Genomic DNA, 23,534 nt, shown 5'->3' on the forward strand with positions numbered 1-23,534 from the left:
CTGTTCGACAGCATGGACAGCCCCGCCCTGAACCTGCCTGCTTTCATCCTTAGATCGTATGCGGTATTAGCGTAACTTTCGCTACGTTATCCCCCACTCTTGGGTACGTTCCGATATATTACTCACCCGTTCGCCACTCGCCGCCAGGCCGAAGCCCGCGCTGCCGTTCGACTTGCATGTGTAAAGCATGCCGCCAGCGTTCAATCTGAGCCAGGATCAAACTCTTCAGTTCAATCTCTGTTTTTCGGTATTGCTACCGAGGTCACTCACTCAAAATACTGACGAATCTCTTTCGAGATTACGTTTAATATATTTTGTGCGAGCGTTATAACGTATATTTTGAGCATCAGGCCCGANTTTTTAAAGATCGCTGCCTTGTTTATTCGACGAAGCGTTGTGTTCGTCAGCAGCAGAGAAGCGAGATTATGCGGTACAGCGTGCAACTCGTCAACCCCATCTTTTCTCGTTTCGCTTCGCTGATTTGTCAGCGCTGCGTTGCGAGGGACAGAACTATAGCAAGCCAGATTCACTCTGACAAGGGCCACACGTGAAAAAGGTTTGGAATGCCATCTAAACAAGTTCGGCCGCGCGCGCCAACCGTCCTGGTCGTCGACGATTCGCCGACCCTCCTGCTCGCCCTGCTCGATCACTTGAGCCACCATGGCTTCCTGGTCATACTGGCCCACGACGCGCGAGAAGGCATGATGCGCGCAGCGCTGGCCGAGCCGGACCTGATCTTGCTGGATATTGTGATGCCCGGCCTGGACGGATTCGAGGCTTGCCGTCGCCTGAAGGCCGACGCCGACACGCGCGACGTGCCGGTCATCTTCATGACGGGCCTGAGCGATGCCAAGCAGATTGTCAGCGGCTTTGCAGTTGGCGGCGTCGATTACATCACCAAGCCGTTCCAGGTCGAAGAAGTCCTGGCCCGCATTAATACCCACATTGCCCTGCGCCGGGCAAACAATGAATTAAAACAGGCATACCAATCCTTGGCACGCGCCCAGGAAGACCTGGTGCACCATGAAAAGCTCGCCGCACTCGGTTCGCTGGTCGCCGGCATTGCTCACGAACTGAATACGCCAATCGGCAACAGCCTGATGGTGGCCAGCACTTTTGAGGCGCAGACCGGCGATATTCGGGAACACTTCACCAAGGGCGAGAACATGCGGCGTTCGGAGCTGGTCGGTTACCTGGACAATGCCTGCACCACGACCGAGATCCTGATGCGCAACCTGCAGCGTGCCGCCGACCTGGTCACCAACTTCAAACAGGTGGCGGTGGACCAGACCAGCACCCAGCGCCGCACCTTCCTGCTGTCTGAAGTCGTCTCGGGCAATGTCCTGACGCTGCTGCCATCGATCAGGCGCACTCCGTTCGAGGTAATGCAGTCCGTGCCGGATGAACTGATGATGGACAGCTACCCCGGCCCGCTCGGCCAGGTGATCGCCAACCTGGTCAACAACGCCATCATGCATGCCTTTGACGGCCGCAGCGAGGGCAAAGTGGAGCTGGTGGCCGAGTATGAAAAGCCCGACTGGATTGCACTGCACGTGCGCGACAACGGCAATGGCATCAGCGCCGGCAACCAGGAGCGCATCTTCGATCCCTTCTTTACGACCAAGATGGGGGTGGGCGGCTCGGGCCTCGGCCTGCACATCGTGCACAGTATTGTGTCGGACATCCTGGGTGGCCGCATTAGCGTGCGCAGCGAGGAAGGCTGCGGAACCTGCTTTACCCTGTCCCTGCCGCTGGAGGCGCCGCGTCACTGAGGCGGTGTCCGGCGCAATCACGCAAGCGCTGGCGGCTGTCCTTGTACCACTCGACGAATTCACACCCCTCCATTGGCGCGGCAACCAGTGGCCCCTGCCCCGTGCAGCAGCCCATGTCACGCATCAATGCCCAATCCTCGACATTTACAATACCGTCGGCGCACGCCGGGACGCCCAGTTTGCCGGCCATGGCCAGCAGGCCTTCAAATAACGACCGGCGATGGCTGCGCTGCGCCGCTTCGTGCACGAACAATGGATCGATCGAAATCTCCGACAACGGAAAACAGGCAAAGTCGCGCGTCTGGGCCTCATAGCGTCCGCAATGGACAGCACCGATGCCGTAGCCGCGCAAGCTCAGGCGGCCAATATTGTGCAGCAGTTCCGGTTCACAAGCTGCGATCACCGCCTCGCTGACTTCCCAGCATACGCTGCCCGGCTTGACGTCCTGCGCCTGGATGCCTGCCACCAGCCGGCCCAGCTCCCCCAGGTCTGCCAGCAGTTCGGCCGGCAAAGGGAGCGACAGTTTGATCGCCGACAGGCCCATTTCCTGCCAGCCGTGCAAGTCCGACGCGGCCTGGGTGGCCAGCGCCAGCAGAATGGCGCCGATGGTTTCACTGTCGCCGGCCAGCGCCGGAAGCAGGCTGGCGACCTCCATTGTCGGGCGTCCCGGGCGGCGCCAGCACCCCTGAACCCCAATGCCCACCATCCGTCCGCTATCCAGGGCGACGCGCGGTGCATATAAAGGGACGAACTCCCCGGCCGCCAGGCCTGCTTCAATTTCAGTGATATTGGGGACTTCGGGCGCGACTTCCTGTTCCAGCTCCGCCAGCGCCAGCATCGCGGAATCGTGCAACAGCCCTTGCAACGCTTCCAGCCGCACCGGCTTGGGCATGGTGGACAGCAGGCGCATCGCACTGCCGGAAGGCAGGCTGCGTGCCGCTTCGACCAGGCGTGGCTGGTTGGCGGATGCGGCAATCAGGTTGGCAGCCCAGCGCCGCTTTGCCAATTGCTGGATCAATTCCACGCCATCCATGCCGGGCATATCGAGGTCGGTCAACACCAGGTCCACCGGGGCGGCGCGCTGTTCCAGCGTGCGTAGCGCATTGATGCCGTCATTCGCAATCAGGACGGTACCGAAGCCAATCTGGCGCAGCAGCGCCGCAACGTGCTCGCGTTGCACTGCGCTGTCTTCAACGATCAAGGCCGTGCTTGCGCTAAAGTCCTTCATTCGCCCTCCGTTCCATACCGCCATATTGCAGGATTTCGCGGCTGATTGCATCCAGCGCCACGCTGCGCTCCGCGGCGCCGCGTTTTACCGCCTCCCGCGGCATGCCGTACACCACGCAACTTTGTTCGTCCTGCGCCAGTGTGCGGGCACCGGCCTGGCGCATTTCCAGCAACCCAACCGCACCGTCGTCCCCCATGCCGGTCATGATAATGCCGAGTGCACTGGCGCCGGCGCACTTGGCGACCGATCGGAACAGCACGTCGACCGAGGGCCGGTGCCGATTCACCAACGGCCCGTCGACCACTTCGACAAAGTACTGCGACGGGCCGCGCCGCAGCAGCATATGCCGGCCGCCGGGGGCAATCAGGGCCTGCCCCGGCAGCACTGCGTCATTATTGCGCGCCTCCTTGACGGCGATCTGGCACAGGCCATTCAGGCGTTCCGCGAAGGCGGCAGTGAACTGCTCCGGCATGTGCTGCACGATGACGATACCCGGCGCAGCAGGAGTCAGCTCGGTCAATACGCGCTCCAGCGCTTGCGTGCCGCCGGTCGAAGTACCAAGGGCCACCACGCGGCCATTTCCGCGCGACGGCAACGCTCCCCCGCCCATCGGGGGCAGGATGGCGTCCGCGCTCAGCTTGGCCGATGGCGCCACCGGCGGCGCCGGCGCGCGGCCTGGGGCAATTGACTGCAGCCTGGCCTGGGCTGCGCTGCGCACGGCGGCCACCAGTTCGTCGCAGCCATCGTGCAGCGACTGGCGCAGGTCCAGCTTGGGCTTGCCGACCACGGCGACCGCGCCGGCAGCCAGGGCCTCCATCGATGTGCGCGTGCTTTTTTCCGTCAGCGAGGAACAGATCACCACGGGAGTGGGCCGCTCGGCCATGATCTTGCGCAGGAAGGTAATGCCGTCCATGCGCGGCATCTCGACATCCAGCACCACAACGTCCGGCCACTGCAGGCGCATGCGCTCCCCGGCCAGGATCGGGTCGGCCACGGCATAGGTAACCTGCATGTCCGGCTCGCGCCCGAGCAGGCCGCTCAGCACTTGCCGCACCACGGCCGAATCGTCCACCACCATGACCTTGATCTGCTTCATGCCCCTCCCTGGTCTCCCAGTTCGCCCTGCCGCACCCAAACGTCGCCGGTGGCCACTTCGAACAGGATCTGCCGGTGCCCGCTGCCGAACAGGCTTTCCGACACCACCGGTATGCCGTATTCGGCCAGCAGCTTTTCCGCGGCCACGCCGTTGCGATGGCCGATGCCCGCTTGCCGGGCCCCTTCAATCGAAGGAAACATGGTGCCGCCGCCAAACACCTTCGCTTCGCATTCACGCACGGGCACCCCGCGTTCCCGGAGCTGCGCCACCATCAATTCCATCGCGTCCTTGCCATAGCGGCCACTCAATCCTGCGGCCGACTCGCCTTCGGCAGCTCCCGCTTCGCGCTGCGACAGCAGGAAGTGCGACATGCTGCCAATGCGCAAGCGCCGGTGCCATAGAGTGATTGACACGCAGGAACCCAGCACGGTGCGGATGCGGTAGCGCGCGTCGCCGACGAAGTACTCACCAGGCAGCAAGTAGACCTCGAACGCGGCGCCGGTTTCCATATCACTCCTTGCGATAGATTGCCGGTGCCACGCTGCGCACCGGCAGCCCCATATCGTGCAGGCTTTCCGAATGGCCGATATAAAGATGGCCGCCCGGCCGCAAGTAGTCCAGCACCCGCTGCACCACCAGGCCCTTGGTTTCGCCGTCAAAGTAGATCAGCACATTGCGCAGGAAGATCACATCGAACTTGTCCAGTGCAGGGAGGCGCGCCGCATTCAGGTTGATCTGGGCGAACTCCACGCACTCGCGCAGCACGCGCGACACCAGCAGCGTACCTTCTTCCACATCGATGCCCTTCAGGCAGAATCGGCGCAGGTATTCCTGCGGGACGTGGGCCGCGCGCGCCATCGGATAGTGGCCCTGGCGCCCGGTCTGAAGCACGCGTGCGCTGATGTCGGACGCCAGCACTTCCCAGCCTTGTGGCGGCAACAGGTCGGCCAGCACCATGGCGATCGAATACGCTTCCTCTCCCGTGGAACAGGCTGCGCTCCAGACCCGGAACGGCGCGCCGCCCTGCTTGCGCTCTTTCAGCAAGGAGCGCAGATGCTCGAAATGGCGGACTTCGCGGAAAAAGTATGTTTCATTGGTGGTCAGCAGGTCGATTGCGATCTGGGTCTCCTCCGGCGCAGCGCCACTACTGATCAACTGAAAATAGGAACCATAGCTATTGAACTGCAGATGATGCAGGCGCTTGGCGAGACGCCCGGACACCAGAGGCTTTTTGGCCTCCGTCAGCGAGATTCCTGCCGCCTCGTGGATGAAACGCTGGAATTGTACGAACTCGCGGTCCGTCAAGGGAGCAACTGGCTGTATCAATTCACATCTCCCGCCATAGCGGCGATTTCAGGCACGTTCAGCACCGACTCCAGGTTGACCAGGATAACGAAGTTTCCATTGACCTTGCCGATGCCGGTGATGAAATCGTTGCGCAGCCCGGCGCCGAAGCTGGGCGGAGGTTCGATTTGCCCGGCACCGATGTCGAGCACCGCATTCACCGCGTCGACCAGCAATCCAAGCACCTGCTGTTCCGGCGCAGCGCCGCTTTCGACGATGACGATGCAACTCCGCCGCCCTATTATGCCCGGCGGGCGACCGAAGCGCGCCGCCAGGTCCAGCACCGGCACCACGGCGCCGCGCAGGTTGATCACGCCACGCACGCAGGGTGGCATCATCGGCACGTCGGTCACGCCACCGTACTCGATGATCTCGCGCACGGCAAGTATGCCCAGCCCGAACGTTTCCTCGCCCAGGCGGAAACTCAGGTACTGGTGTTCTGCGTCCATGCCTTGCCCTCAGAATCGCGTGAAGTTATTTTCATCCAGCGGTGGCACCCGCGACAGGCGGCGTAGCGAGGTCCGCTGGCTGGCCGGGGGCTTCGCTTCGACGTTTCGGCGCGGCGCTTCGTCATGCGCCACACGGAAGAAACGTACCAATTGCTGCAGCTCCTCCGCCTGGCTGCTCATTTCTTCAGCAGTGGACGCCAATTCCTCCGCACCGGCAGCATTTTGTTGCGTGGTCTGGCTCAGCTGCCCCATGGCCAAATTAATCTGGCTCACGCCTGACGCCTGCTCTATCGAGGCGGCTGCAATCTCCTGTACCAGGCGCGAAGTCTGCTGGATCGCAGGCACCATGGCATCGAGCAAAACGCCTGCCTGTTCTGCCACCTGCACGCTGCCGCCGGCCAGGTCGCCGATTTCCTGCGCTGCTACCTGGCTGCGCTCTGCCAGCTTGCGCACTTCCGCCGCCACCACGGCAAAGCCCCGGCCGTGCTCGCCGGCGCGCGCCGCTTCGATAGCGGCATTCAGCGCCAGCAAATTGGTCTGGTAGGCGATATCGTCAATGATCATGATGCGCTTGGCGATATCGCGCATGGCACTCACCGTGCTGCGCACCGCCTGTCCGCTCTCCCCTGCCTCGCCGGCCGCCTTGGATGCCGTGCTGTCGGTAATGCGCGCATTGTCCGTGTTCTGGCCGATTGAAGCACTCATCTCTTCCACCGAGGCGCTGGTTTCCTCGACGCTTGCCGCTTGCTGGCTGGCCGCCTGCGACAGCGACTGCGCTGTGGCGCTGACCTGTTCCGAAGCTGCGGCCAGCGCCAGCGCGCCATTGCTCACTTCCGACGCGACACCGGACAGCTTGTCCACCATTTGCTTCATGGAGGCCAGCAGGCTGCGCTGATCTCCCTTCCTCAACTTGATTTGCACCGCCAGGTTGCCTTGCGCGACCTCCTGCACGATGTGGGCGGCGTAATCCGGCTCGCCGCCCAACTGGTGCAACAACCGACGTATCATCCATGCCGACAGCACGATGCCAGCCAGCAGGCCGCCGCCCAGCAACATGGCATTGGTGCGCATGGCGGCTGCGGTTTGCGCCATGGCCGACTCATATTCCTCGCGCGCCACCCGCTCCTGCAACTCGATCAACTTGCCCATGGCCGCCAGCACGGTCCGGAACTGCACGTCGGCCGCCCGCGCATCTTCCAGTGCTTCCTTATGCTTGCCGGCGCGCGCCTTCTGGATAATCGCGCTGCGCACGTCCTGCCAACCATTCCACGCCATCGTGTATTGCGCCGCCAATTGCTGCTCCTCCTGCGTCAGCGAGGTAGTCATGTAGGCGTTCCAGTTCTTGCGGATCAACTCCTGGTGCGAGGCGTCGCCCTGCTGGGCTGCCTCCACCTCCGCCAGGCTGGTGGCGGCGGCTGTCATGACCATGCGGTGCCGGGTACGCAGCGTGTATTCGTTGGCCTTGCCAAGGTAGATCAGCGCCACCGTCCGGTCTTCGTAGGTTGCTTTCAGGCGCGCATTGTTGAATTCCATGCCGCGCATGCCTGCATAGCCTATGCCGGCCATCATCAGTACCAGCACCGCGACCAGCAGGCCAAGGCGCATTCCAACCGTCAGTTTTCGCCCCATCGTCTCGCTCCTAAGCTGCCAGGTTTCCAGCTTGCCTTGCCTGCAGTTGTTTGAGCAGGGCCGGTATGTCCAGGATCAACGCCACGTCGCCGCTGCCCAGCACGGTCGATCCGCTCAGGCAGGAGATGCCGCTGAACACGGGGCTAAGCGGTTTGATCACTGCCTGGCATTGCCCCTGCAGGCTGTCCACCACCAGGCCGGCGCGCTGGCCGGCATGCCGTACCACCAGCACGCTTTCGCGGCGCGGTGCCGCCCCGTGCAGGCGGAATAGCTGGCGCAGGGCCACCGTTGGCAACACTTCGCCGCGCAGGTCGACAAAACCCCTTTGGCCCTCGCGCTCGTACTCCAAGCATTCTTCTATCGTGCCGAGCGGGATGGCGAAGCGCGAGCTGCCGACCGTCACCAGCATGCAATCCATGATGGCCAGCGTCAGCGGCAGGCGCACGCGCACCGTGGTGCCGCGACCGGCTTCGCTGTCGATGGTGATGCTGCCGCGCAGTGCCTCGATATTGCGCTTGACCACATCCATGCCGACGCCGCGCCCCGACAGGCTGGTCACCGCGCTGGCGGTGGAAAAGCCCGGCTCGAAGATCAGCGCGAACACTTCGCTGTCGCCAAGTTTGTGCTCCGGCTCAAGCAGGCCCCGTTCAATGGCACTGGCAATAATGCGTTCGCGCTGCAGGCCACCGCCGTCGTCGCCCACTTCGATCACGATGCTGCCCGAATCGTGGAAAGCGTTCAGGGATACCGTGCCCTGCAAGGGCTTGCCGCGCTGGCGCCGCATTTCGGGCGGCTCGATGCCATGGTCGATGGCGTTGCGCACCAGGTGGGTCAGGGGGTCGCCGATGCGCTCGACCAGTGTCTTGTCCAGCTCCACGTCTTCGCCGCTGAGGACCAGGCGGATGTCCTTGCCGATTTCGCGCGCGACATCGTGCACCACCCGCTGGAAGCGGTTGAACGTGGGGCCGATCTTCACCATGCGCAACTGCAGGGCGCTGTCGCGCACTTGCTCGACCAGGTCGGCCAACGCCGAGGTGCTGTCCTGCAGGTCGATGTCCTTGAAGCGGCTGCCGATCATCTGGGTGCGGGCGCTGGCGATGATCAATTCTCCCACCAGTGTGATCAGGTGGCCAAGACGCTCGGCATCGACCCGGATGGTGCGGCTTTCCTGCGGCCGGGCCGCTGCCGCGCCAACGCCAGTCTCCGATGGTGGCACTGCAACTGCCGGCGGCACCACCGTCCCCAGGGCGCTGGCCTGCATCACGCCTGCAATCGCAGCACCATGCAGCGGCAGTATGTTGGCCAGGCGCTGGAAGTCGTCATTACTGCTGCCGGGCGGCAGCAGGCGCAAGGTGCACTCATCGTGCAGGAATTCGAACACCTTGCTGATTTGTTCGGCATTGGCGGCAGTATCGAGCACGATCTCGAAACCGAGGTAGCAGCTTTGCGGCTCCATTTGCTCAGGCGGCGGCAAGCCGCCATCCACCGTGGCCAGCGCCACAATCCGCCCCAGGCGGCCGAGGTAAGCGATGAAGGACGCCGGGTCCATGCCCTGGCGGAACACATCGCGGCCAAATTCCAGCGATACCAGCCAACTGCCGCTTTCGCCGGTGCTGGCATCGGCACCAAATGCCGCATGCACCGGCATTGTCTCCAGGGCTGGCGCCGGGGCAAGGTAGGCATGCAGCGCATCCAGTTGCCGGCGGCACCGTTCACCAAGTTGGCCGCGGCCACCGCGCTCGACATCGCGCACCATCGCGCCAAGCTGGTCGGCGCAATCGAGCAGCAGCGCCACCAGGTCATCATCCAGCGGCTGCGCGCCGTTGCGTACCTCTTCCAGCACGCTTTCCACGGCATGGGTGAACAGCACGATGTAGTCCAGCCCAAACAGGCCTGCAGTGCCTTTGATGGTGTGGGCGGCGCGGAAAATCGCGTTGACAGCTTCCTCGCGCGCGGCGGGCTCGCCAAGCTTCAACAAACTGCCCTCCATCTCAGCCAGCAATTCCCCCGCCTCAGTGACAAACGCCTGCAAGCCTTCGTCCAGGTCCATGGGAATGCCTTCCTATTGGATGCGCAGCAGCTCGAACAGCGAGGCGACAGCGGGGCTGTGCGCGACCAGCCGCAACTCCTTCTGGCTCGCTTGCGCGGCACGGCGCACCATCAGCAGGAGCTGGGCGCCGGCAGTGTCGATTTCCGTGACGCCCGCCAGGTCCACCTCCAGCGCCTGCGACTGGGCCAGGCGTGCCAGAAGCACGTCTTTCAGTTCCTGCACGCGCCGGATCGTGAGGTCGCCTTCAATGAAGAGCAGCGCCGGCGGCTGGATGCGCTGTGAGCTCATGCGCCAATCGTATGCCCATGCCCGGTGACTGGCAAGCCCGGTGTGCGGAGTTGCATTGCATCACTATTCTCGCAGCTGCCTGACCCGCCGCGCAGGGTCGGCCGCGATAGCGGCCGCCGTGAATGGCAATAAGGGCAGGCGTTTTTCCGCGTACAGCGGCAACTGGTCGGCATAGTGTGCGGAGCGGGGATCGGTGGACTGGCCGTAGACCAGCAGGCCGCGTGCCTGCGCTCCTTCCTCGTCGAAACTGACCAGGTGGATGTAGCTGGTGCCCCAGGTAACGCGCTCGTAGCCGGATGCCCCCAGCGTGCCGGCCATATGGATCGAGTTGTAGCTGCCATCGATATCGCCGATCGCGCCGTGGATGGGGAAGCGCTGGCCGTTGCGGGGCTCCACCTGGAAGTCGGCCAGGCGCCCGTCGAACGGCACGCCCAGCTGCTGCAATCGGAGGGCCGCATCTTTCAGCGCAGCCAGCAGGGCCGGTATCGCTGCCGGCGCCACGCCGCGCGGCGAATGCAGGGGATCAGCCGCGTCGAACGCCAGCGACCATAATCCCGGTAGCTTGGCGGCGCTGTTCCAGAATTCGCGGAATAGCACGGCACCGCGGCTATCCAGCTCCGCCTTGCGGTCCCACCCTGCCAGCGCAGTGCAAGCCTTCAGCAGCATGGCATCTGAACTTGCCATGCACGCTGGGAGCAATTCCGGCAGCACCAGTTCTGCAGCCAGCACGCGATTGGCGAACATCAGCGACTGCAGATCCTGCGGACCCACGTGGCCGCGCTGCGCCAGCATGTCCTCGATGCCGATGAAACCGCTGCGCGTGCGCAGGTGCTGCGCTACGCCCACCGGGCCGTACAAGGGCGAATATCCGAGCGGAGCCGGCCCGACCAGCAGTTGCCGCGCATTGGTGATCCAATAACCATCATTGGAATTTGCCACGTAGTCTGCGCGCAGCATGCTTGGCGCATTGGCGCCGCCGAAAATGCCGTCCGGCGTCCCGTCGTCGTCACGCCCCCAGTCGCAGGAAGAGCGCGAACCATCGAACATCAGCAATGTCGCCAGCAGCATGCAGTCGCTGCCGAATCGATCAGCCCCCTGGTGCGGCACTACGCTGGCGTCGGCGTAAAAGGCGCCACCGTAGCGGTCTGCCGCGACAGTATTTACCCAGGGCAGGCCAACCAGCCGTCCGAGCTGCTTTTGCAACTCCTGCACGCTGCTGGCACGGCCGATCGCGAGCCACTGCTCCATCGATCGCGTGTTGTTGCGATTAGGGTCGCCCAGCACCAGCAGCCCACCCTGCCCCTGCGGGCTGCCCGGGACGGCCATCACCGCGCCTAGCTTGCTGAAGTAGAAGGCCTTACTCTTTTTCAGCAAGCTGCCATCCGGCTGCAGCACTTCGATCGCCGCCGTGCGGGTCTCCAGCCATAGGGGAGCGCCATCCACCAGATAGCGCATCGGGTCGGAGCCGTCGCGCGGCAGGCGGAAAGTGGTGAAATGCACGGCCTTGGTCACCGTATGGGTCCAGGCAAGATCCTTGTTGAAGCCTATGACCACCAGCGGCAAGCCGCCCAGGCTGACGCCCATCGCGTCGTAACTGCCCGGCACCGTAACATGCAGTTGATAGAAACGGTCGGTGCTGGTCCAGGGATAGTGCGGGTTCCCGAGCAGAATGCCACGCCCATTGCTGCTGGCATCCTTGCCGATGGCCAGGGCGTTGCTCGCCATCGCGCCCTGGGTCGGCATGACGAAGGGCATCTTGGACGGCGGTGCGGCCATCGGCCCATCCTGCAGTGCGAGGGTTTGGTTGCCGCTTACATCGCGCGCAGCCGCCACGATTTCGGCAGCAAATACCTCGCCGGTGGCATGCAATGCCTTTTCCGCGATCAGGAGCATGACATCATCGGTGACGATCGGCTTGACCCAGGCCGCGTTCCTGCATGCCTCGGGCAGGTGCGCGCCGTGCTCGCGCAAGTAGCGGTTATAGCCGGCGGCATATCCGCGCAGCAGTTGCTGGATTTCGCTCGAACCGGCTGCGTAACCCGCCCGCAGCTTCTCGATATCCAGGTAGCCTTTGAAAAAGAAGTCGCTGTCTTCATTGCTCAAGTCCATGAAGTCCAGCGCCGCGCCGTATTCGCCATTGAGTGGTTTGGTGGCGCGGGCATCCGGCCCAAAGTAGCGTGAACGTTCCCCACGTACTGTCAGGAAGCTGTCGGCCAGCATGCAGATATTGTCTTCGGCGAAGGAGTAAGCCAGGCCATAGCCGACGCCTGCAAAGTCCTTGGCCTTGATATGCGCCACGCCATAGCTGGTGCGCGTGACTTCGGCGGCGAATTGCGGTGCTGGCTTGCCGTCGTTACTGCCCTTTCCACTGCAGGCAGTCAGGAATATGGCCGCACATGCGGCCAGCAGTTGCGCTTTCATGGTCTACCTCCCCGGAAGAAAAGTGCACGCTTCCATGATGTACGCGGCATTTCCGCGACATTTGAGGCGTATCAAATTGGTACACAATCGTGCGAAACCAATAATCTGCTAAGATTTTTGACAAATGCACCCGCCCCGGGTGCATTTTTTTTTGCGCAAAGGAGCAGTCATGAAGAGATTCACCCCAGTCGTACTGGCAGCAGGACTCTTTGCAGCCAGCGCAGTAAACGCAGCACCCACCACCTGGATCACCCTCGGCGATGCCGCATACGCCAAGTTGCAAGCCGCTGCACCGCAGGCGATTGCGAAGCAGAGCAAGCAAGGCCAGGGCAAGGAGAAAGTCCACCTGGTGCAGGTGGACGAGGAAGCCATGCTGAAACTGTCCGCCGCCATCCATAAAGAATTAAAGCGCTGCGGTGGTTTCATTGTGCATGCCAGTGAAGAGGAAGGCCGACAGGCGCTGGCCAAGGCTGGCACCGTGCAGCCACTCGCTTTGGCTGTGAGCCGCCCAAGCTACGCGATCGACAACCAGACGGCCGTCAACGGCATCCTGCCGACGATGCAGGCCTCGAACATCGCGCAGACCATCATCGACATGTCGAACTTTGCCAACCGCTACTACCGCACCACCAACGGCGCCAATGCCTCCGACTGGCTGGCGCAAAAGTGGACCAGCATGGCAGCCGGCCGCAGCGACATCAGCGTGGCCCAGTTCACCCACTCGGGCTATAATCAGAAGTCGGTGATCATGACGATCAATGGCACCGACAACGGCTCCGAAGTCATTGTCATGGGCGGCCACCTGGACAGCATCAACCTGAGCGGCAATGGCGAGACTTCGCGCTCGCCAGGCGCCGACGATGACGCTTCCGGCATTGCCAGCCTGACCGAAGCAGTGCGCGCCATGATTGCCTCCGGCTACAAGCCGCGCCGCACCATCAAGATCATGGGCTATGCAGCGGAAGAAGCCGGCTTGCTCGGCTCCAAGGATATCGCCGCCAACTTCAAGGCCAACAACATCAACGTGGTTGGCGTGATGCAGCTCGATATGACCAACTACAAGGGTTCCGCCAAGGACGTCTGGATCTACACCGACTATACGGACAGCCAGCAGAATACCTTCCTCGCCAACCTGCTGTCGACCTATATGCCGACGGTTACTGTCGGCTACAGCTCATGCGGCTACGCCTGCTCCGACCATGCGTCCTGGCAGAACCAGGGCTTCCCGGCCTCGATACCGTTCGAGACGCTGATGGGCGAAGACAATCCCTACATCCACACCGCCAACGACACCTATGCCAATTCCGGCAACCAGGCCGACCATGCGCTGAAGTTCGCCAAGCTGGCCGCCGCGTATGCGGTGGAACTTGGCAGCGACGGCCCGGTCATCGTCAAGCCGGACACGGTGGAAACCTTTAGCGGCAGCCTGACGCTGAACCAGAAGAAAACCTTCGGCCCCTTCAAGGCGGGCGTGGGCACCTTCAAGGCGGAAACCACCGGCACCGGCGACATCGACCTGTATGTGCGCAAGGGTTCGGTGCCGACCACCAGCAGCTATAGCTGCAAGTCGGACGGCTCCACTGCAACCGAAACCTGCAGCACCAGCGTCACGGCCAACGGCGATGTCTACGTCATGCTGAACGGCTACAGCGCAGGCAACTACAACCTGAAGGTGACCTACCGGCCGCAGTAATCAGCGCAAGCTGACCGTCTGCCGTTTCCAGGCCGGGTCCTGCCACTTGTAGAAAGTGGACAGCGATTCCGGCCTGTCGGCGCCGCGTTCGGTCGCCAGCGTGGCCATGTCCAGCAGTTCGAAGCTGCGGCGGAACTTGCCCTCGGCCCGTATTTCCCGCGCCGCCAGCATCTTGGCGGTGCCGGGCACCCAGCCGGCAAATTCCGAATAACCGATGTCCGGATCGCTGGAGGCCGGCGGCAGCACGTCCACCACCCAGCTCTCGCCCTGGCGGCGGAACAGCCACATTTCGCGCCAGCCATCCAGCGGCTGCACCGCCAGTGCCAGCGCCGATCCTTGCGGATGCACTCGTGCGGAAGCCATCCACGCCACGCCCCAGGTGCAGCGGCTCGCGAGCTGCTTGCCGCCACCTTGCAGGGTGACGCAGGTTTCGCCAGGCCGGCCTGGCGCCGCTGTGACTGCAAGCTGGGTCACCACTTTGCCTTGGGCCGGCACCGGTTCCAGCGCCCAGCGCACTGCGCCGAGGCGCACTCCAGCTTCGGCGTATGCGCTACTGTCTTCATCCGCCAGCTCGGATTTGTTGACTGCCGCCAGCGCCTGTTCTGCGCGGCCGGCAGCCTGCGACGCATCCTCGCCCTTGCGCGCACGCTGGAAAGCCACGCTCGACCAGACTGCCGCACGCCGCATGTGGATGCGGTGCTTCATATGCTCCGGCAGGCGCGCCATGTCCACCGTATCGAGCAACTCGGCACGCCAGCGGTCATATTCGGCGCGCTGCACGACACCCAGCGCCGGATCGATGCATGCGCCATTGCTCAACGCCAGCGCGGCCCTGTAGCGTTGTTCGGCGCTCGCCGCAACGGCCAGCACACGACGGAAGGCGTCGCCGTCGTAACACACCCGCACCTTGCCATCATTTTCGTAGCTGCGCATCGCCACGCCATAACTGGCAACCACTTCCAGGTGCGCGGCCAGCGCCGTTTCTGCCTGCGGCGCCAGCTTGGAGGAGGCGCGCGCCGCCAGCCGTTCGGCCATGCTGCCGATGGCGTCGAACGGTTCCGCATCGATCGCTTGCGGTGCCGCAGCTTTAAGGTAGGCGGCGCCGTAGCTGATGCCCAGTGCTTCGGCACCCGGCGTATCGCGCAGGAAGCGCATCACCGCCAGCAGTTCCGGTGCAGCGGCAGGCTGCAAGTCGACCTGGCGCACACGGGCTGCGCGCACATAGCCGGCGCGCTCGCGGCGGTGGTCATACACCTGCAGGAAATCGCCGCGGGTGCCGCGCACCTCCAGCGCGTCGCCCTGCCACAGCACGGCCTGGGCCTGGGCCGATTCGCGCGGCGCCGCGCGCAGCGGGAGCTGGTCCTGGGTGACGATGGCCAGGGCCACGGTGGCGGCAAGCATCGAGACGGCCATGGTTATTCTCCAGCGTTGGCGGCAATGCGCTCGGTATGGGCTGTCTTCGGTGCGCCAACCAGCGTCGAACCGATAAAGCCGCCATCAGCCGGCGGCGGCGCGATGATGACCGACACCTTGTCCGACAGCTTGTCGGCCATGGTTTTCTGGATCAGCAGCGGGTGCTTGCTCAGCAACTCGCCATCGCGTTCCATCTGGGCGCTGGCGATCTTGCCGACCAGTTCCTGGCGATAAGCTTCGGCGTCAGCCAGCTTGCGGCGCGAATCCGCCTCGCCGGCAGCCTCGATGATGCGGGCCTGGGCATTGCCTTCCGAAGTCTTGATGCGGGCGGTCTTTTCAGCTTCCGCCTCCAGCTCGCGCTGCTTCACTTGTTTTTCCTTGAACGGCAGCACGTGGCGCATTGCCTCTTCCTGCGCCCTGGCAGCGATTACCTGTTCGGAGGCAGAGGCTTCGGCGGCTTTTTCGCGCGCCACTTTTTCCGCCTCGGCTTCCAGCGCGGTCTGGCGTACCTGCTTTTCCTTCAGCTCCAGGGTGTAGCGCATTTTTTCGGATGCCAGCTCTTCCGCCAGCAATTTCTCCATGCCGGCCTTGAAATCTTCCGGCAACACCACCTTGCCGATGGTGACGCTGCGCAGTGCCAAACCGTCGGCTGCCAGCTTGGGCTTCAGTTCAGCCTCGATAGACTGCTGGATTTCGGCTCGCTTGGAAGAGAAGATTTCACGCACGGTGTAACGCGTCAGGATCTTGTAGATAACCCCTTCCACATCGGGCGCCACCACGTCGCGCGAGATATCGGCGGGCAGTTTCGGCGCGAACTGGGCCAGGCGGGCCTGGTCCAGGCCATAGCGCACCGATATGTCCAGGCCGAGCGACAACCCTTCACCGGACTGAAACGGGGTTTCGCCGGCAGCGGCCGGACGGTAAGTCTGGTCGCGCAGCGACAGCAGGCGCAGTTCGTGGATGCCGGGCAGGTCCAGCGTCAGGCCTTCATGCACAATCGAAGTATCGCCGGTCAGGTGATTGGTACGCACCGCCACTTCGCCGCGGCCAACCGTGCGCATTGGAGGAAACTGGTACAAGCCGTAAGCGGCGGCGCCGGTCACGGCGAGCAGCACAACGCCTTTGCGGGCGCCGGTAGGGAAATGAATGCTGCTGGCAGCACGGCCGAGCGTCGAGCGAATCGCCTGCAGCATCGTACTGATCCGGTTGTTCATGATTGATTGCCTTTCTGGTTGGTTGGCCCGGCACGGCGCCGGTACAGCCATCTTCCTGCCACCTGCTGCGAACGTTCAACGCTGCCGCCTGCCCACTCCCTTCCGGCCTGTGAAGAAAAATTCACGCCGTTGGCAGAGCTTTTGGGTAATACTTCCCGCATGACACGCGTAGCTATCATCGAAGACGACCTCCCCACCAGCAACCAGCTCGCCGGCTGGATCGCCGCGGCGCGTCCCGGCATCCAGGTCGATCAGTGGTTCAACCGCGACGACGCCGAGGCAGCCATCGCCCGCGAACGCTATGACCTGGTGGTGCTGGACATTGAACTGGGACGCGAACGCCATGCCGGCGTCGCCATCATCAACGCCATCAACAAACGCCATGCGACGCCGGTACTGGTGGTGTCGGCCATGCCGGCCGCCATCTATCGCTCGATCATGAAAGCGCTGGATGCCTGGGATTACCTGCAAAAGACCACCTTCGAGGAAGCGGATTTCATCGACACCTTCCTGGAAATCCTGCGCGCCGCCAAGGACAGCAAGCCGGCAGCCCCCGCCAGCGAACTGGCGATGGACCCGCTGCGCCAGCGCACGCCCACTTGGCGCGGCCAGCGCATCAACCTGCCCCTGACGGCGCAGCGCATCCTGGCAGCCCTGTTCGAGCGGCGCGGGCAAGTGGTTTCCTATGAGGACCTGTTTGAAGTGGTAAAGAGTGGCCGCAACCGCGACAACATCCGCAAGCACGTCAGTACCATCCGCGACGCTTTCCGCGAAATCGATCCCGGCTTCGAGTGCATTGAGAACATCCCGATGCGCGGCTTCCGCTGGACCGACAAGGCATGAATCCGTTTTCCCTGCTGACGCCATACCGCCTGCGTATTGTCTTGCGCATGGCCTTTCCGCTGCTGGGCCTAGCCACGGTGGGTTTGGCGGTCTCGGTGCTGCAACAGGAAAAACAGCTCAGCTATCAGGCCTATGAAAACTCCTTCTACAAGACACGCGAGCAGATCGCCGCCACGCTACGCCATCCAACCGGCCAGCTAGCCCTGCTGAATCCCGCCGCCGGCCAGAACCCCGGACTGCATCCGGTGTTGCTGCCATATGCGGCGCTGGACTTCGACGACCAGGCCAAGGTCCAGCAAGCCATCTCCATGGCCGGCTGTGCCGCGCAGTATGGCGACAAAGGCACGCTATGCGTCGGGATCGGCAACAATCCCTGGGCCGGCGGCTTTATTTACGTCGCCGGTACAATCAATGCGCCACCACTCGCAGCGCATCCCCTGCGTGAAGAGTCGATCGGGCAAGCCCACCGCGTTGACGTGAAGGTGAGCCTGCGCGGCCAGGAATACCATTGGATCGCGCCTTTCGAGCAAACCGGCGACCCCGCCAGCGGTGGCATACGCGGGCGCCTTACCGGCTATATGGCGGCCGACGCGGGCAGGCCGCACGCCCGTCCGGTCAAGGATTTTCGCGGCTGGATCTGGCAAAGCCCGGATTGCGCACCGAATGCCGCGCCCGATTGCACGCACAGCGCCTTCTTCTCGGTGCGCCTGCCAGTCGGCGTGCTGCAGGACGCCCTGTTCGCCAAAGCCAGGCCGACCTGGCCGCCGGAGGACCTGGCAAACATCAACGTCGGCGTGGCAGTACTGCCGCCTGGCGATGGCCCTGCACTGCTGGACACCACACGCGACCAGGCCACGCCGCTGTTTTCGCTGCGCGACCTGGAGTCCCTGCTGCTGCCAGGTGAAACCCTGCGTATCCGCACCGCGCAAGGCAAAGAGGTGCTGTCACTGTCGGCGGCCAGCAGCAACAGCGACCAAAGCTGGCACGCCCTGCTTACCCTGGTGCGCCACCTGCCGGTCGACACCACCGTCAAGGCACTGCAAACACGAACCAGCGTGCCGACACCTCTCGGCAATTTCGACATTGAACTGAGCGGCGATGCCCGCAGTGTCAGCGACACGTTAAGCGTAGTGGCGACCCGTGTGTCCTGGTTCGTGGGCGCCATCCTTGGCGCACTGCTGGTGGCATGGCTGGTAGTGGAAGCGGGCATTATCCGCCCGATCAGCATCCTGACCAGGCGCGCCGATAAAGTCGCAAAGTCAGTCAAGACCGCCGGTGCACTCGATGAATTCGACCTGTCCGACTTGCGAGGGCGCGACGAATTGGGCGTTCTGGCCAACTGCCTGCACGACCTGCTGCGCCGCGTGCGTGAGGATGTGGAGAAGGAAGCAATCCGCGCCGAACAGGAACGCGATATGTGGCACGCAGTCGGCCATGAAATCATGTCGCCGCTGCAATCGCTGATGGCCCTGCACGGCGAGGAGCAAGATCCAAGCGGGCGCTATATCCATCGTATGCAGCAAGCGGTACGCGTACTGTATGGGCAGGCGTCGCCAAGCGAGGCATTCCAGTCCACCACGCTGCAGCTCGAAACGCTGGACCTTGATGCCTTCCTGCGCGATGTCGCCGACAATGCGCCTTGTGTCGGTATCGCCGACGTTAGCTACGCGCGAGGGGCGCCTGTCATGGTTCGCGCCGATCCTTATTCGCTGGAAGATGTGGTGACCCACATCCTGAATAACGCCAGCCGCCACCGCACGCCAGGTACCCCGATCATCATGACGCTGACATCTGACGAGCGCACGGCCAGCCTCGCGATACACAACCAGGGCGAGTCAATCGCACCAGGGCTGATCGACAAGGTGTTCGAATACGGCGTTTCGGGGCAGGAAGAAGGCGCCAACCGCGGCCAGGGCCTGTTTGTCGTGAAGACTTACATGGCCAAAATGGGCGGCACTGTCGCGGTCCGCAATGTGGATGGCGGCGTCGAGTTCACCCTCACGCTGCATGCAGGGGCTTGATGCCTATGCACGGCTCGCCGCGACGGCATCAAGCAAGGAGCGCCTGACAGCGTGCGCTTTGCCGCTTAAAGGCAGGCGATCCAGCGCAGCCAGGGCCGCTGCCTGCGGCCGCAAGTTGTACTGCAGCGCCAGTTCCTGCATCAATTGCAGCAGCTTTGCCATATCGCGCGGCACCTCTCCTGGCGCTACAGCACACAACCGTCCCAGCAAGGACAACACCACAGGTGGCATCCCGGGATCGGCCGCTGCCGACATCGCCAGGCTGGCAGCGAGTCGCGTTGCCATGAAATATTCCAGCGGAATCAGCTCGAGCAAAGCCCGGCCAAGCGCTTCGACGTCCAGCCTCCCATCCAGGCTAGCGGCAACGAAAGCATCAACCGCTCGCGCAAGGCGGCCAGGATCCTTGCCCATCAGGGCTAGCGCCAATGTCTTCGTTGCGGCGGGAGTCATCTCGGTTACCGGCTCACCGAGCAGGCGCACCCACGCGCCATGGTGCCATTGCACGTCCGCATACTGCAGGTTATGCGCCAGGGCGGGCAAGGCCTCCGCATACACGGCCTCGTGGCTGGATGGGAACAGGGAGGCGCCGAACAGGATCAGCGCTTCGGAATCGTTCCAGAAACCCTGGTAGCGATAAGGAGCGAGCAAGCTCGCATCCACCGCCGGCTGAGGCGCAGGCACAGTGGCACGTGGCTGGAAAAAATCACCGTGCTCCCATTTCACCAGTTCGTTGTACAGGTCAACTTGTGCGGCAATGGCGCCATCAGGCAGGTTGCAGCCAAAGACCAATAATGCCGCAGGATCGTCGGAACCGGGATGGCGGATGCGGGATGCGGCGAGACACAAGGCCTCATTCGGCTGCACCGGCCACTCTCCGCCCAGTGTATAACACAAGGCTTGGCTGAACGGCGTAATGGGTAAGCGTGTTGCCGCTACCAGTACGGCAGGATCGTCGGACGGTACCAGGCGCAGCAATGCGCGCACCTGCACACGCAACGGCAACTGCGCGACACCGGTCCCAAGTTCGCGCGCACGTTGCACCAGCACAGCCGGGTCAATGAAACCGCCGCGATGCGTGGCCAGTTCAAACGTGCTGGCATCGTCGAAGCGTTCTGCCAGCACACCCAGGGCGCCTGTACGACTATGTGTGCATTCGCGCTGCTCGCCCGCGACTATGCGCAACAGCAAGCGGGCGAATTCGCCCGAGACGCACGCCTTCATTTCGTAGACATCCATCTTCACTTTGCGCGCGCGCTTCAGCACTGGCGCGAAACGCGCCCGGTCATCTTCCGATAGCGGGCTGGCCCGCAGCAAGGCACCGAAAGCCGCCTCGAACATATCGGGATCACTCTCGTCTTCAACCAGCCGTACACACATGGCCACCAGGTCATCCACCGATGCCGGCATCGCCAAGACACGGGACGGATCCAGTGGCGACATTGGCTTGGCACGTGGCGGCAGGACGATTTCCTGCCATCCTGCCGCGGCAGGAACAGCTTGGCCCGCGAGCAGGCCATCCAGCTTCGGCTTGATGCTCGCCGCAACATAGGGTGCCATGCCTTGCAGCGCATCCCGTGCATCGGCGTCCATGCCCCATTTTGCAATGCGGTCCACGATCGCTTGCTGCAAGTCCGGATCCGTATGCTGCAAGCCGCCAATTGCCACCTGCGCCGCCGCATGCGCACTTGCAGGATCGCGTTTGACCATGGCGTCGAGTATTTTGAGCGCCGCCATAATCTGCGACTTCACGGCGGAAAGCATTGCCTGCGGCAGCGCGTCCAACAAAGCGCTTTGCGCAAGCACCTTCTTGTCGAATAGCTTGGCACAAGCCTTCAGTGCCAACGTAACCGTCGGCGGGATCCTGCTTTGCAACATGCCGAGGTAGCACGCCGCATGAGGCGTCATCTCCTCCAGCGACGGCGCAAGTTGGTCGTGAAAACGCGAGAACCAACCCGCGCGGAACTGCGGCCAGTCCTTCTCGAGCGTACCGAGGCAGCACGCAAGGAGTTCTGCGCGGGAATACCATCCATCTTCACAAAGCCGCAACAAGTGCCAGGCCCAGGTCTGTTCCGTTTTGCAGTATTTGTCGATACCGGCCAGGTTGTCTTCGCTATTGCCTTCGACCTCGAATATCTTCAGCAAGACGGGATGCAATGCCTCGCGGTTCTCAACCAGGTATTCGCGCATGTAGTGGTTCCAACGAGGCATCGCAATCAGCCGCGTCACGCCTTCATCGTCGATTACGTAAGGCGACAGGCCTTCAGCCGCTAGCTGCAATGCCGCAGCAATGTGGCCTTTCTCGGCAAAGTCACGGGCAAAAGTGCCGACGCCTGCCCGCCTGATGCGCTTCACCACCTCCACCACGCGATTAGCTGGCAGGCGGAAACGACAAGCCTGGTCCGCAGGCGCGCAGGCCAGGGCCGCGACTGCAATGGCATCGCGCTGGCCATCAGTGGCAAGCATGCCCCAGGTGTCGTGCATCACCGCGCGGTTCCACCACCAATAGCGCATCAAGTCGGCCACCACGTTTAGCCGTTCTGCTTGGGCGGAACGCTCCGTGGGGGACATGTTTTCAAGGCGCGCCAGGACCGCGTCGCCATCGCCGGCGTAAATCAGTTCCTCCAGTTCATTGGTGGGTTTGAAACTCATCGTGTCGCCTCCACCGCCAAGACATGCTTGCATGGCCCGCGTGCGCCCTGGTATTTTGCAAACCACGGGCAGGTGCACTGCATTTCCTGCGCCACTTCACGCACGCGGTGTTCGCCAACCTGCGCCTCGATCGGATCATTGCTGATGATTTTCACTACCGGCTGCTCCAACAGTTCACGTGCCGCCGCAAGGCGGGGGTTCAAATCGTCCACCATTGCCAGGTCAAACGGCAGCACCCGGTGGAAATAGCTGTTTGCCGCCACGTCAAAACCAACCAGCCCTGTCGCACCGAGCACGCGCAGCGCATCGGAAACTTCACCCGCAGGCAGTGACAGTGCCGACGCGATCACGGCCGGATCAAGTGCCGCCTGCCAATTCAGTTGCGCGCGCACCGACGACAAGGCCGTCGAACCGGAAGCGCGCAACAAGGCGCGCAGGGATTGGCCTTCGCCTGAAAACCCGCGCCATGTTTCCGCACTCAGGGCCAGCGTCAGGCGCGTAGGGCCAAAATCAAGCACCCACGCGCTGGATTGCTGCGCCTCATCCGCGTAGAGCGCAACAGACTTCGCCTTTGGCGCCAGCGTTTCGAGCACGCGCAGGCGCGAACTGTCAGTCATGCGTACACCATCCGGAGATGGCTGCGCCGTCACGCGCAGGCCCGTTGGACCGGCAACGATCCACAAAGGTGTGCGGCCATTCGCATTGCGCGGCAAGGCGCGCAGGAATCGAAGCGCTTCCATGCCATTCATCTTGTGCCGCAAACGCATGCCGGCCTGGTAGGACTGCACCTCCAGCATGCCACGCAGCCATCGCAGCGGCAATTCGACTTTGGATTCCGTCACTGAGTTGATGGTCACTCCATCGGCGCCGACCGACAGGCCCATTCCCTCGCTGTCCCGCACGCGCGCCAACGCGGCGCGCATTGGTGCGTTGAAGTCAACGTTGGTGGTGCCTTTACCGAGTATCTCGCCCTCATATGCGTCCGGCAAAAAGTCGGCACGGATATAAGTGCTGCAGCATCCGGAAAAACCTTCAAACCTGAGCGCCCCTTCGCCGCATGTGACGACCGGATCGGCCAGGCGCAGCACTTTCGCCAGTGAGTTCGCCGGCAGGAAAAATCGCGAGCCAACAATCAAGTGCACCGCTGTGAGCAGCTCAGATGCAAGCCGGGGTTGCAGCAAGCGGCCCTCGAAGAAATGTGGGCGCTGATCTGCATTTGACGTAGCCAGTGTCAGGTGCGGTCGGCCAACATCTGTGAGGCCGGAAGCAAATGCGTAATGGTAGGAATGGGAGAGTGCAGGCATGTAGAAAATATAACATGCCGCAAAGCAAAAAGCCCGCTGGCATATGCCTAGCGGGCTTTTCTAATAAGAGCCTGACGATAACCTACTTTCACACTGGTTGCAGCACTATCATCGGCGCAA

Annotated in this window: 17 protein-coding genes and 1 rRNA gene; 4 read left to right on the plus strand and 14 right to left on the minus strand. The window is 62.9% G+C overall.

Annotation, left to right across the window (positions count from 1 at the left end; genetic code table 11):
- Positions 1–232 (minus strand): 16S ribosomal RNA (locus tag ASD58_RS31885); the annotation flags it as partial.
- Between the two features lie 331 nt (positions 233–563).
- Between ASD58_RS31885 and ASD58_RS20350 the strand changes: the two genes are divergently transcribed.
- Positions 564–1,772, plus strand: a complete 1,209-nt coding sequence (locus tag ASD58_RS20350) for a sensor histidine kinase (RefSeq protein ID WP_057263060.1) — start codon at positions 564–566, stop codon at positions 1,770–1,772.
- On the opposite strand, the gene ASD58_RS20355 is transcribed toward ASD58_RS20350, so the two are convergent.
- From ASD58_RS20355 to ASD58_RS20395, 9 genes are all read right to left on the minus strand, one after another.
- Positions 1,735–3,000, minus strand: coding sequence for an EAL domain-containing protein (locus ASD58_RS20355; protein ID WP_057263061.1), 1,266 nt, complete (start codon positions 2,998–3,000; stop codon positions 1,735–1,737). The two genes, ASD58_RS20350 and ASD58_RS20355, sit on opposite strands and share 38 nt — an antisense overlap.
- Positions 2,987–4,096 (minus strand): chemotaxis response regulator protein-glutamate methylesterase, encoded by a 1,110-nt coding sequence (locus tag ASD58_RS20360; RefSeq protein ID WP_057263062.1) that lies wholly within the window; start codon positions 4,094–4,096, stop codon positions 2,987–2,989. The genes ASD58_RS20355 and ASD58_RS20360 overlap by 14 nt, the downstream gene beginning before the upstream one ends.
- Positions 4,093–4,605 (minus strand): chemotaxis protein CheD, encoded by a 513-nt coding sequence (locus ASD58_RS20365; protein WP_057263063.1) that lies wholly within the window; start codon positions 4,603–4,605, stop codon positions 4,093–4,095. The genes ASD58_RS20360 and ASD58_RS20365 overlap by 4 nt, the downstream gene beginning before the upstream one ends.
- Before the next feature lies 1 nt (position 4,606).
- Positions 4,607–5,422 (minus strand): protein-glutamate O-methyltransferase CheR, encoded by an 816-nt coding sequence (locus ASD58_RS20370; RefSeq protein WP_229210046.1) that lies wholly within the window; start codon positions 5,420–5,422, stop codon positions 4,607–4,609.
- Positions 5,419–5,889 carry a chemotaxis protein CheW gene (locus ASD58_RS20375; RefSeq protein WP_057263065.1) on the minus strand — a complete coding sequence of 157 codons (471 nt, stop codon included), beginning with the start codon at positions 5,887–5,889 and terminating at the stop codon, positions 5,419–5,421. The genes ASD58_RS20370 and ASD58_RS20375 overlap by 4 nt, the downstream gene beginning before the upstream one ends.
- Before the next feature lie 9 nt (positions 5,890–5,898).
- The gene (locus ASD58_RS20380) at positions 5,899–7,518 is read right to left on the minus strand and encodes a methyl-accepting chemotaxis protein (protein ID WP_082565566.1); all 1,620 of its coding nucleotides are present in this window, start codon (positions 7,516–7,518) and stop codon (positions 5,899–5,901) included.
- Between the two features lie 10 nt (positions 7,519–7,528).
- Positions 7,529–9,568 carry a chemotaxis protein CheA gene (locus ASD58_RS20385; protein ID WP_057263066.1) on the minus strand — a complete coding sequence of 680 codons (2,040 nt, stop codon included), beginning with the start codon at positions 9,566–9,568 and terminating at the stop codon, positions 7,529–7,531.
- A 12-nt stretch (positions 9,569–9,580) separates the two neighbouring features.
- Positions 9,581–9,856 carry a lipid asymmetry maintenance protein MlaB gene (locus tag ASD58_RS20390; RefSeq protein ID WP_057263067.1) on the minus strand — a complete coding sequence of 92 codons (276 nt, stop codon included), beginning with the start codon at positions 9,854–9,856 and terminating at the stop codon, positions 9,581–9,583.
- Positions 9,857–9,919: 63 nt separating this feature from the next.
- Positions 9,920–12,277, minus strand: coding sequence for a penicillin acylase family protein (locus ASD58_RS20395; RefSeq protein ID WP_057263068.1), 2,358 nt, complete (start codon positions 12,275–12,277; stop codon positions 9,920–9,922).
- A gap of 169 nt (positions 12,278–12,446) precedes the next feature.
- On the opposite strand from ASD58_RS20395, the gene ASD58_RS20400 reads away from it, so the two are divergent.
- A complete protein-coding gene (locus ASD58_RS20400; RefSeq protein ID WP_057263069.1) occupies positions 12,447–13,970 on the plus strand; it encodes a M20/M25/M40 family metallo-hydrolase in 1,524 nt (507 codons plus the stop codon).
- Here the strand turns inward: ASD58_RS20400 and ASD58_RS20405 are convergent, their stop codons facing one another.
- Together ASD58_RS20405 and ASD58_RS20410 are read right to left on the minus strand one after the other, a co-directional pair.
- Positions 13,971–15,383, minus strand: a complete 1,413-nt coding sequence (locus ASD58_RS20405; RefSeq protein ID WP_057263070.1) for a hypothetical protein — start codon at positions 15,381–15,383, stop codon at positions 13,971–13,973.
- 2 nt (positions 15,384–15,385) lie between these two features.
- Positions 15,386–16,597, minus strand: coding sequence for an SPFH domain-containing protein (locus tag ASD58_RS20410; RefSeq protein WP_057263071.1), 1,212 nt, complete (start codon positions 16,595–16,597; stop codon positions 15,386–15,388).
- 159 nt (positions 16,598–16,756) lie between these two features.
- Between ASD58_RS20410 and ASD58_RS20415 the strand changes: the two genes are divergently transcribed.
- Both ASD58_RS20415 and ASD58_RS20420 read left to right on the plus strand, forming a co-directional pair.
- The gene (locus tag ASD58_RS20415) at positions 16,757–17,440 is read left to right on the plus strand and encodes a response regulator transcription factor (RefSeq protein ID WP_057263072.1); all 684 of its coding nucleotides are present in this window, start codon (positions 16,757–16,759) and stop codon (positions 17,438–17,440) included.
- Positions 17,437–19,461 (plus strand): HAMP domain-containing sensor histidine kinase, encoded by a 2,025-nt coding sequence (locus tag ASD58_RS20420; protein WP_057263073.1) that lies wholly within the window; start codon positions 17,437–17,439, stop codon positions 19,459–19,461. Before ASD58_RS20415 ends, ASD58_RS20420 begins: the two co-directional genes overlap by 4 nt.
- 3 nt (positions 19,462–19,464) lie before the next feature.
- On the opposite strand, the gene ASD58_RS20425 is transcribed toward ASD58_RS20420, so the two are convergent.
- Positions 19,465–22,110 carry a DUF6493 family protein gene (locus ASD58_RS20425; protein WP_057263074.1) on the minus strand — a complete coding sequence of 882 codons (2,646 nt, stop codon included), beginning with the start codon at positions 22,108–22,110 and terminating at the stop codon, positions 19,465–19,467.
- Positions 22,107–23,252, minus strand: a complete 1,146-nt coding sequence (locus tag ASD58_RS20430) for an SWIM zinc finger family protein (protein ID WP_229210047.1) — start codon at positions 23,250–23,252, stop codon at positions 22,107–22,109. The genes ASD58_RS20425 and ASD58_RS20430 overlap by 4 nt, the downstream gene beginning before the upstream one ends.
- Positions 23,253–23,534: the final 282 nt, after the last annotated feature.

This window comes from Duganella sp. Root1480D1, assembly GCF_001427305.1.
In the GTDB taxonomy this organism is placed as follows: Bacteria; Pseudomonadota; Gammaproteobacteria; order Burkholderiales; family Burkholderiaceae_D; genus Rugamonas.